Below are 10467 nucleotides of genomic sequence, written 5' to 3'. Positions count from 1 at the left end.
GATACAGGTAGAGAGACAGTTAAAGGTATGAGTTATAAACTGAAGGTTTCCAGATCGTCATTTCGAATGCATATGAGAAATCGCACATCCAGCTCTAGGCCAGTATGTGTGACTTCTCGTCGTCCCGAAAAGGGACTCTGTCGAAGTGACTATCGTTACCAATTCATATTATTCATATTGAGACTATTAATAAAGACGTCAATGGTAGCCCCACTGCATCAAAACATCGAGAAAAAAAGGACTGTACAAAGTAGCAATACTTTGGGTTACTTAAACCATTTCATTAAAACACGGTAAAGGAGATAAACAATACCAAGTAATAATAAGATTATAAAAATTTGCCAGTACATGATTTTCATAACTTTTTTTATAGGTTATGAGAGCAATTTACATTTGCTTGACAAAAAACAGTTTATCTTAACGTAGCGTCTATGTAAACAAATTTCTATGATTTTTTATAGGCTATCTGCACTAATACAAAGGACCAATTTATTGTGGAACTTTCTATGTTTCAGACCCTAGATACTCATATCTTACTGCTAAATACTTTTTTTTCACTACTTTATAAGTTCAATTCCCTTTTCTATATTCAATTGATCTTTAGGGAGAAAACCTTTTATTATTAGAACCAATCCACAAATAACAAGGACTATCCCAATGCCTTTTTTAACCATAAGAATTCGTCGTTTGGTCAATTTTTTGCGCAATTGTTTGGCCAATAATATTTTAAAGATATCAGTAACAAAATAGGCCCCGATCATAGCGGAGAAGAAAAGGATTATTCTATTGGAATCATTATCCAAACTAGGTCCTACGACAATAATAATACCCAGCCAAAAAACCAAAACACCAATATTGATAAAATTCAATAAAAAACCTTTGACGCACAAACTAAAATAATCTCCCTTGGTAATCCTTATTTTGTTTTCTTGTTTAACGGACTCTTTCTTAAATACATTGGTGAGCCCATAAACCAATAAAATGGTCCCTCCAAATACATAGAGGCCTGGATGATTGCTCAGGTTTTCCAACAACTGAAAACTACTAAAATAGGCTAAGGAAATAAAAATAACATCGGCAACAATAACACCAATATCAAAACATAGTGCAGCTCTAAACCCTTTAATGGCACTGGTTTCAAGAAGTACAAAAAAAACAGGCCCTATCATAAAGCTTAATAAAAAGCCCAATGGAATTGCTGCCTGTATATCCTCCATCATAAAATTCTATTACTTACATTCTCGTAATTTTTCCTCCAAAGACCGTTTTTTCCTCCATTTTGGCCGGATTACCATAAACCATAACCTCCCCACCAGCCTTTACTGCCGCCTTTACATAATCACTTGCAAACACCTCTGCCCTAGATCCGGCATTTACATTGATGGTGCTGAATTTAGTTTTAAAATCCTTTCCCTTATAAACGCCTCCGGTATTTATTTGAACATCTTGTATGTTGGAAGTACCTGAGGCAGAAATAATACCTCCAGTTACACTTTTTATAAGCATTTGATCTACTTGCGCACTAATAATCAATTCTCCACCCTCCTGGGCCTTCAATTCCAAAATATCTTGCTTTATAGACTCTTTGGATGAAATCCTGGCATCCTCATTGGTATCTATAACAACAAGTTTTTCCGTGTAATGGAGGTCTATAAAAGTTCTATAGCCACTAAATAACTTAGTCACTTCCATTCTAATCTTAAGAACGCCATCGTTATTAACAATAGCAACATTGCTAGTATTGGCACCGGTAATTATAGCCTTGTTGACATCGGATTTTATCAGGTTCACGGATAATCCATCAAAAGCCTTAATCTCTTTGAACGGCTGTAAATTCTGAGTTACCTTTTCGTTTTGCGACCTTAATGTTTGGGTGGCAAGCAGTAACAAAAATATCACTATTAATTTTTGATCCATTATCTTAGAGCTATAGTTTTTAGGCTAATTATAATTAACCAAAAAACATTTTTTCCGGACAAATTCCGTAACACATATTTATGCAATGGCAACAATTCCTTTAACTTTATGGAGTTACCCCATTGAATTAAACAAATTCCGTTCCAAAACAAAAATTTAGTTGTTTTTTCCGATTAAGGAAAAATCCAAATGGCGCTTAATCAAATCTGTACTCTTTACCATCACTACAACTTCATCACCCAATTGATAGGTTTTCTTGGTTTTTTCACCCACTATAGCGTACTCCTTTTCGTCAAAGGTATAATAATCATCCCTTATATCCCTAATTCTCACCATTCCTTCGCACTTATTCTCGATAATCTCTACATAGAGACCCCATTCTGTAACCCCAGAAATTACACCCACAAACTCTTGATCTTGGTGATCTTCCATAAATTTGATCTGCATATATTTTATGGAATCGCGCTCAGCATTTGCCGCCAAACTTTCCATATCCGAGGAATGCTTACATTTTACTTCGTAGGGTTCTGTCTTTGGAGTATCCCCACCATCCAGATAATGTTGTAATAAACGGTGTACCATTACATCCGGATACCTTCTAATAGGAGAGGTAAAATGTGTATAGTAATCAAAAGCCAACCCATAATGTCCAATATTATCCACAGTATAAATTGCCTTGCTCATACTTCTTATGGCCAAAGTGTCTACCAAGTTCTGTTCCTTTTTCCCTTTTACATTTTCCAAAAGTTGATTCAAGGAATTACTTATAGATTTTTTATCCTTAAAATTTAGCTTGTGCCCGAATCGTGATATAATACCATTAAGAGCCATTAATTTATCCTCGTCAGGTTCATCATGGACCCTATAGACAAAAGTTTTAACGGGCTTTTGCTTTCCAATAAACTGGGCAACCCTTCTATTGGCCAACAACATAAATTCCTCTATTAGCTTATTGGCATCCTTGGATTCCTTAAAATAAACCCCTTCAGGTTCCATTTTTTCGTTGAGGTTAAAACGAACCTCTAATTTATCAAAAGAAATTGCCCCTTCTTGCATACGTTGACTACGCATAATCTTGGCAAGTCGGTCCATTGTCAAGGTAGCATCAACTACCTCATTTCCAACTGTATAAGCACCATCCCTTATGGATATTTCCATAGGAATTGATCCCTTCCCGGTCTCTATAATATGTTGTGCCTCTTCATAGGCAAATCTTTGATCGGAATTAATTACGGTACGCCCAAACCATTCATTCTTTATAACAGCATTCCCATCAATTTCAAAAATTGCAGAAAAGGTATATTTTTCTTCATTAGGACGAAGGGAACAGGCATTATTTGATAATACCTCCGGTAACATAGGCACCACCCGGTCCACCAAATAAACAGAAGTTGCCCTATCATAGGCCTCATCATCCAAGATGGTATCAGGAATTAAATAATGGGATACATCTGCAATGTGGACTCCTATCTCATAATTGCCATTTTCTAATATCTTAAAAGATAGGGCATCATCGAAATCTTTGGCATCCTTGGGATCTATGGTAAAAGTCAAAGTTTCCCTTAGGTCCCTTCTTTTTGCTATTTCATCCTCTTTTATACTGGTATCCAATGTATTGGCAAACATATCTACCTCCACCGGAAACTCGTACGGTAAACCATATTGGGCCAAAATGGAATGAATTTCGGTATTATGTTCCCCAGGTTTCCCCAATACTTGAGTAATGGTTCCAAAAGGGGAATCTACATTATCTGGCCATTCATTTATTTCTACAATTACCTTGTCACCATCCTCGGCTGAGGAAATATTATTCTTAGGAACAAAAATATCTGTATACATTCTATAATCTGTTGGGCGTACAAAAGCAAAATCCTTTTGCATATCAACGATACCAACAAAAGATGTCTTATCCCTGGAAACTACTTTGGTAATTTCCCCCTCCAATTTTTTTCCTTTTCTTCTAGGAAAAATATATACTTCTACAACATCTCTATGAAAAGCTTTTTTTAACTTATTGAACGGAACAAAAACATCATCATCCAACCCTTCAACTACGATATAGGCATTTCCCCTTCCAGTTATATCAACGGTTCCTGTATGGTACGTTTTGGTAGAAGCCACAGCTTTGTATGAACCCCTTTCCTCTTCCAAAATTCGTTTTTTTTCCTTTAGTTCAACCAATCTTTTGATTAGGGTGTTCCTATCATTGGAATCTACAACACCAATCTTGGCAGCAATTTGTTTATAATTAAAAGATTTCTCCGGTTCCTTTTCAAGAACGGTGAAAATACCTCTGGTTATTTCGTTTTTTCTTTGATTTTTGTTTCTCTTATTCTTCTTTGACATTAATACTTTTATTTTTGGAAAATTACGAATTATAATCCATTGTCCTTTGATTCTAATTTTAAGTTTCCTTCTTCTTAAATAAATCTTGTTATCAACATTTATATTATATATATGTTTTCTTTTTTCTAAAATTTTAAATAAAATGGTGATTATGATGGCTTGTTTATAGTGGATATAAAAATTTACCTTTTAACTTGTTTTAAACCATTAAATAAGTTTATTGACAATTTATACAGCTAGTAAATATTATAAATCAAGCTTTTAAATGGGTTATCAATATTTGTTTACAACCCATATGAACATAAAATTATTGAAAAGTTAATGTTACGGGAATGTTAATTACTACTCTTATTTATTTAATATCTTTCTATAAGAATCTAAGAAGTAAATTATTCATTTACGATAACATTTTGTAAAGCAAAATTAAGGTGGAAAATAAAAATTTAATATTTACTTTTTATGAGGAGTTTGTTAACAATGAGTTATTATTATTAAACGACTAAATAACAATGGTTTTCTGTTTTTATTAAATTTTTGTTGTTAATAACCTAGTTTCTGTGGTGAAACCATTGGTATTTGTACATTTGTGTGAATACGATTACTGAGATTATTAAATTTTAATTTATTTTATTCAATAATAATTATCCTTAAAAAATGAAAATAGCTATAGGTAATGATCATGCAGGTACAGAATATAAACTTGCCATTATTGGATTGCTGAAATCTAGGGGTATAGAAGTAATGAATCATGGTACCGACGGGTCCGATAGTGTTGATTATGCTGATTTTGTTCATCCTGTAGCCAAGGAAGTAGAGTACGGAAATGTGGATTTGGGTATTATTATTTGTGGGAGTGGCAATGGAGTTTCAATGACGGCCAACAAATATCAAAAAATAAGGGCTGCTTTATGCTGGACAACCGAAATTGTACAACTGGCCAAGGAACACAATGATGCCAACATATTAAGTTTACCAGCCAGATTTATTTCTTTACCACAGGCCTTGGAAATGGTGAAAACATTTTTGGATACTTCTTTTGAAGGTGGCCGTCATGAAAGAAGAATAGAGAAAATACCCTGTAAATAAAATAATTGCTTAAAAACCAATGGTTTCCGGGAATATCAAATAAGATCCTGTTTTTACTCGATTATCGAGATTAAAACCTGCCTGCCCGTATCCATTCAGGAGGGCCTGCCTATGTCGGCCAGACAGGCTAGCCCCGAGGAGTTTACCATAATTTATTTATCAGTTGATGTAGCTTTCTTATGTAATCTTGATTTTTTAAAAGTATCCAGTCTGTGGTATTTTGACAAGTTGAAAACTATTTTAATTATTGCACTGGGCTAAATTATGAACGTAGAAATAAAGAACTTCCAAGAACTTGATGCACAGGAATTGTATGATATTTTGCAATTGCGAAGCGAAGTATTCGTAGTTGAACAAGATTGTGTATACCAGGATATGGATTATAAAGATCAGCTGGCCCTTCATATAATTGGTTATAAGAAAAAAAGAATTGTTGCTTACACCCGAGTATTTAAACCGGGATATTATTTTAAGGAAGCAAGTATTGGTAGGGTAGTGGTTCGGAAATCTGAACGTCAGTATGGCTATGGATTGGAAATAATGAAGGTTTCCATCGAAACAATACATATAAATTTTGGTCCTACACCTATATATATTTCTGCTCAGAAATATTTGACAAAGTTCTACACTTCCCTTGGTTTTAATATTGTTGGTGAGGAGTATTTGGAGGATGGTATTCCCCATGTTGGTATGATCAGGGAATAGCCTTGTTGAAATTCATTCCATAAAAAAAGAGCTGTAAACTACAGCTCCCAATGTATAAGATATTGTTGTTCCAATTTATATTTTAATAGGTGTTTTATCACTTAAATTAATATCCTCCAACATATTATCGGTAAACTTATAGTGACCTTTAGTGGTGATTATTTTAAAACGATTGGAATTCATTCGGCTTAGTGTATCCAAAAACAACCATTTGGATTTCAATAATAATGGCCTATCCGATTTTAAACTAATCTCGAAATAGTATTTTTTGCCATTCTTTAAGGCCACAATATCCGGGGTAATTTTGGTGTCGCTACCTCTTTTTAAATAGGATTTTGGACAATCATAACCTTCAATATCCGCCTTGATTTTTTCAAAACCGTGCGCTTCCAAGTGGGAAATGGACTTCTTTATGAACTCCTCGTTTGCTGATTTTTCAATTTTTATCATAATCGTAATTTAAGAAAAAATTCGATTAAAAGCAAATAAATACGCTGATTAACAGTTATTTAAATAGATTTTAACAGATTAACTGATGTTGGGGAAACTATTCTAATTTAGATGACCATAATGGCAATTAAACGTATATGGTGATTTTGCATATAACTCCCCTTGGTTGGACTAAATTATGATGTATTTTGTAGTTTCATCGGATCGGGTAGATAATACTCTTACCTCGCTTAAAATGGGGCAAAATTTTGGCTTATAAATTATTTTTTAGGAATTGGATTACCTCGCAATCCTTAAATTTTTATAATTTTCCAGATTCCTAATGAATTTTCGTTTTACAACCCTAAATTAGTTGACATGAATTACGGCCGAAATGGAATAATTTTTCTATTGATTACAGGAATTTTTCTATTCCTTTCCTGTGACCAAAAAGTTGACCAAAATGAGCTAACCATCAAAGTGATGGTGGAAGATATAAAACAGGAATTTGCTCCGGATAAGCGGGTTGCTCTTTTTAATATGGAATTTGCAAAAGAAGGTAATGAAACCATAATAAAGGGAGAGTCGAACCTTCCTGATGCCGTAGCCAGTTTTAAGCAAAAACTGGCAAAAGAAAATATTAACTATATAGATAGTATTCAATTATTGCCTTCATCGAATTTAAATGGTTATACCCAAGGTCTCATTACAATATCTGTGGCCAACTTGCGCAGCAAACCATCACATTCCTCAGAATTGGTTACCCAGGCTACCTTGGGTACCCCTGTTAAAATTTTAAAGGAGGAGGATAATTGGTATTTGATCCAGACGCCGGACAAATATTTATCCTGGGTAGATAGGGGAGGTATAATGCCTTTGACGGTAGGAGAATATTCGGAGTGGAAATCATCTCCAAAGGTAATTTACACTAATACTATAGGGCATTCTTATACTGATTCCAATAAAGGGACACAAGTCGTTTCCGATATGGTTGCAGGAGGAGTTTTGGAGCGATTAGGGGTGGAAAAGGAGTTCTATTATGTGTCCTTTCCCGATGGCAGAAAGGCTTATGTCCACAAAACTGAGGCAATGGATTATGACTCTTGGTTGGCTGCATTGGACCCTAGCCAGGAATCTTTGGTAAGTACTTCCAAAACTTTAATGGGCGTCCCTTATCTATGGGGCGGTACATCGACTAAAGGAGTAGACTGTAGTGGATTTACTAAAACCATTTATTTTCTAAATGGGATTGTCTTGCCAAGGGATGCTTCCCAGCAAATACATACAGGGAAAGAGATAGATGCGGTTAAGGATTTTGATAAGTTGGAGCCGGGAGATTTGTTGTTTTTTGGGAAACCGGCGACAGATACCACTAAGGAAAGAGTCATACATGTGGGGATGTGGATCGGCAACAATGAATTTATCCACTCTGCCGGACGGGTTCATATAAGCAGTATGGACAAAGATGCCCCTAACTATGATGAGTATAACCTAAATAGATATTTGCGCTCCAATCGCTACCTTAAGGAACCTAAGGACGGATTGATAGAACTTGCCAAAACCCCTGTTTTTAAGGACTGACCAAAGCTTATTTTAGATCCACAGCCATTATATAGTCATCCGCAGTGATATATAGCCTTTTTTCTTCGGTATCAAATGCACAATTGGCCGTAGCCTGTCCCGTATGGATTCTGGCCAAGGCTTTTCCTTTGGGATTAAAGATCCATACCCCGCCTGGTCCTGTGGCAAATAAGGTACCCTTACTATTTATTTTTAGGCCATCGGGCAAACCTTGTTGACCTTCTTTACCAATTAGTTCTGTTACCTCATAAAAAAGTTTTTTATCGGTTACCTTTCCAGGTTCCGAAATCTTATACTGGTACCAAGCAGCATGTTCCGGATCTGAATTTGCTACGTAAAGGACATTACCATCCGGAGATATTCCTATTCCGTTAGGGCGTGAAAGGGAGTCGAGCATTATTAATTCCCCATTAGCCTTAAGGCAATAAATTCCTTGAAAATCCAATTCCTTGGTCTCATCATCCATTCTTTTTGGCAATCCATAGGGAGGATCGGTAAAATAGAGGTTGTCGTTATTATCAAAGGTACCGTCATTGGGACTGTTCAATTTCTTCCCTAAATAGGAAGAAACCAAGGTAGTAAAGTCAGCTTTGGGCGAGCTAATAGGGGTATTCATTTTAGCAACCTGGCGATTGCCGTGTTGCATGAGTACCAATTCCCCTTCTTTATTGAGCAAAAGACCATTGGATCCTGGTTCTTCTCCCGTAAAGTCGGTTCCTGAAAAGCCAGAGGGATGCAAGTAGGTAAGCGTATCGTTATTTTTGGGATCCAATTTATATACTCTATTGTTGGGGATGTCTGAAAACAACAAATAATTGCCGTCTTTTATCCATAGGGGTCCCTCGGTCCAAGTAAATCCGCTCGCAAGAATTTCAATTTTAGATTTTGGATCAATAACCTGCAGTGCCTCATCATCCAAAATCTCAATGGACAAGGGAGAAGATATAGTTTCAGCTGGGATTGATTTCTTATTTGATTCCCTGCATGCGCCCAGAAGAAGAGCAGAGCCAATTATAATGGATGTTATTTTTTTCATTTTAGTGCATTATTTTAACGATAATAGTGATGACGGCCATGGCAGTACCTCCGAGTACAAACGTTCCTGCCGATTGGATCTGATAACCTTGTTTTACATTCATTCCAGTGAGTTGGGTAAGTACCCAAAAGAAACTGTCGTTTACGTGCGAAACTACAGAAGCTCCTGCACCTATAGACAAAACGGTCATAGTAGCCATAAAGGGATCGCTAAGACCCAATGCGGGCATTAACGGGGCTATGATGGAGGCTGTGGTTACCAAAGCCACCGTTGATGAACCCTGGGTAGTTTTAAGACAGGCTGCTAATAGAAAGGGTAGGAACAGACCTAATTCCATCCCCGTGAATTCTGAGGTAATGGTATCTGCAATGCCCGAATTTTGCAACATCTTTCCAAAAATGCCGCCTGCACCGGTTATAAAAATTATAGGGGCCGCCTCCCTTAGCGATTCTCCAAACCAACCTGTGGAAGAGAAAATCTTTTCGTCCAATTTTTTGGGTAAAACGAGTGATAGCAGTACCCCAACCAAAAGGGCAATTACAGGTGTACCCAAAAAGGATATTATTGTCTTAAAAGGTGAAGGTTGAAAGGTGAATTCTGGGTAATCCATTACGGATTTGGATATGATGAGTAAAATGGGTATTAAAATTGCCAATAGGGATTTCCATAGTGCGGGTTGTTCCTGTTGTGTTGTCACGGCTTCGAGTGTTATAGGGACATTGATACGCGATGCCAATTTGGTGGCAAAGAAATAACAGGCAACAAGGGAAATACTACTGATCAATAATCCCCATATCATAACACTTCCCAAATCTGCTCCTAAAATACCTGCCGCTGCAATAGGTCCGGGCGTTGGTGGTACCATGGTATGTGAGGCGGTTAATCCCAATGCCAGGGCCGCGGTGGTACCAGCAAAGGATACCCCAGCTTTATGGGAGAGTACCTTGTTCAAAGGGTTCATGATGAGCAGGGCGCTATCCGCAAATACGGGTATGGATAGGATATACCCAGTTAACAGCATAGCCAAATGAATAGATTTCGCTCCAATAAGCTTTAGTATTCTGGAGGCTATTACAAAAGCTCCGCCTGATTTTTCCAAAACTTTACCTATGGTAACACCGAACAAAATAATTAGCCCTATTTTGCCCATAATATCCCCAAATCCGTTGTTTATGGAGTCAATTATGGCTTCTATGCCCATTCCCGTCATAAACCCGTAGGTGATGGCTGAAAAAAGGAGTACAAAAAAGGGATGTACTTTAAATTTAATGATACCTACAATTAATAGGGCAAGGGAAAGTACTAAAGCGATAAGGTAACTCATGGTCTTTTTGGTTGTTGGTTTTATTTAAATTTGGTTGGTTATT

9 protein-coding genes are annotated in these 10467 nt (G+C 36.5%); 3 read left to right on the top strand and 6 right to left on the bottom strand.

Going from position 1 to position 10467, the window contains the following annotated elements; translation table 11 throughout:
- Positions 1 to 557: 557 nt before the first annotated feature.
- From MWU84_RS07160 to rnr, 3 genes are all read right to left on the bottom strand, one after another.
- Positions 558 to 1220, bottom strand: coding sequence for a LysE family transporter (locus tag MWU84_RS07160; RefSeq protein ID WP_246899996.1), 663 nt, complete (start codon positions 1218 to 1220; stop codon positions 558 to 560).
- Between the two features lie 13 nt (positions 1221 to 1233).
- Positions 1234 to 1917 carry a head GIN domain-containing protein gene (locus tag MWU84_RS07155; RefSeq protein ID WP_246899994.1) on the bottom strand — a complete coding sequence of 228 codons (684 nt, stop codon included), beginning with the start codon at positions 1915 to 1917 and terminating at the stop codon, positions 1234 to 1236.
- Between the two features lie 156 nt (positions 1918 to 2073).
- Entirely contained in the window at positions 2074 to 4263 is a 2190-nt protein-coding gene (gene rnr / locus MWU84_RS07150; protein WP_246899991.1) for a ribonuclease R, read from the bottom strand.
- 654 nt (positions 4264 to 4917) lie between these two features.
- On the opposite strand from rnr, the gene rpiB reads away from it, so the two are divergent.
- Together rpiB and MWU84_RS07140 are read left to right on the top strand one after the other, a co-directional pair.
- Positions 4918 to 5349 (top strand): ribose 5-phosphate isomerase B, encoded by a 432-nt coding sequence (gene rpiB, locus MWU84_RS07145; protein WP_246899988.1) that lies wholly within the window; start codon positions 4918 to 4920, stop codon positions 5347 to 5349.
- Positions 5350 to 5610: 261 nt separating this feature from the next.
- Positions 5611 to 6054: a GNAT family N-acetyltransferase gene (locus MWU84_RS07140; protein ID WP_246899999.1), complete on the top strand. Its 444-nt coding sequence runs from the start codon at positions 5611 to 5613 to the stop codon at positions 6052 to 6054.
- A gap of 75 nt (positions 6055 to 6129) precedes the next feature.
- Here the strand turns inward: MWU84_RS07140 and MWU84_RS07135 are convergent, their stop codons facing one another.
- The gene (locus MWU84_RS07135) at positions 6130 to 6504 is read right to left on the bottom strand and encodes a hypothetical protein (RefSeq protein ID WP_246899984.1); all 375 of its coding nucleotides are present in this window, start codon (positions 6502 to 6504) and stop codon (positions 6130 to 6132) included.
- Between the two features lie 357 nt (positions 6505 to 6861).
- Between MWU84_RS07135 and MWU84_RS07130 the strand changes: the two genes are divergently transcribed.
- On the top strand, positions 6862 to 8064 hold the full coding sequence (locus MWU84_RS07130; RefSeq protein WP_246899982.1) for an SH3 domain-containing C40 family peptidase: 1203 nt from the start codon (positions 6862 to 6864) through the stop codon (positions 8062 to 8064).
- 7 nt (positions 8065 to 8071) lie between these two features.
- On the opposite strand, the gene MWU84_RS07125 is transcribed toward MWU84_RS07130, so the two are convergent.
- Complete coding sequence (locus MWU84_RS07125; RefSeq protein ID WP_246899978.1) at positions 8072 to 9100, bottom strand: SMP-30/gluconolactonase/LRE family protein; 1029 nt, start codon at positions 9098 to 9100, stop codon at positions 8072 to 8074.
- A 1-nt stretch (position 9101) separates the two neighbouring features.
- On the bottom strand, positions 9102 to 10424 hold the full coding sequence (locus tag MWU84_RS07120; protein ID WP_246899975.1) for a GntP family permease: 1323 nt from the start codon (positions 10422 to 10424) through the stop codon (positions 9102 to 9104).
- Between the last annotated feature and the right edge of the window lie 43 nt (positions 10425 to 10467).

This window comes from Arenibacter sp. F20364, assembly GCF_023015905.1.
Taxonomy (GTDB): Bacteria; Bacteroidota; Bacteroidia; order Flavobacteriales; family Flavobacteriaceae; genus Arenibacter.
Note: the sequence above shows the minus strand (reverse complement) of the source record. Positions and strands in the feature narration are given on the sequence as shown.

Bases quoted from the DNA above. Each gene is read 5' to 3' on its own strand.
- MWU84_RS07160 (WP_246899996.1), bottom strand. From the start codon at position 1,220: ATGATGGAGGATATACAGGCAGCAATTCCATTGGGCTTTTTATTAAGC.
- MWU84_RS07155 (WP_246899994.1), bottom strand. From the start codon at position 1,917: ATGGATCAAAAATTAATAGTGATATTTTTGTTACTGCTTGCCACCCAA.
- rnr (WP_246899991.1), bottom strand. From the start codon at position 4,263: ATGTCAAAGAAGAATAAGAGAAACAAAAATCAAAGAAAAAACGAAATA.
- rpiB (WP_246899988.1), top strand. From the start codon at position 4,918: ATGAAAATAGCTATAGGTAATGATCATGCAGGTACAGAATATAAACTT.
- MWU84_RS07135 (WP_246899984.1), bottom strand. From the start codon at position 6,504: ATGATAAAAATTGAAAAATCAGCAAACGAGGAGTTCATAAAGAAGTCC.
- MWU84_RS07130 (WP_246899982.1), top strand. From the start codon at position 6,862: ATGAATTACGGCCGAAATGGAATAATTTTTCTATTGATTACAGGAATT.
- MWU84_RS07125 (WP_246899978.1), bottom strand. From the start codon at position 9,100: ATGAAAAAAATAACATCCATTATAATTGGCTCTGCTCTTCTTCTGGGC.
- MWU84_RS07120 (WP_246899975.1), bottom strand. From the start codon at position 10,424: ATGAGTTACCTTATCGCTTTAGTACTTTCCCTTGCCCTATTAATTGTA.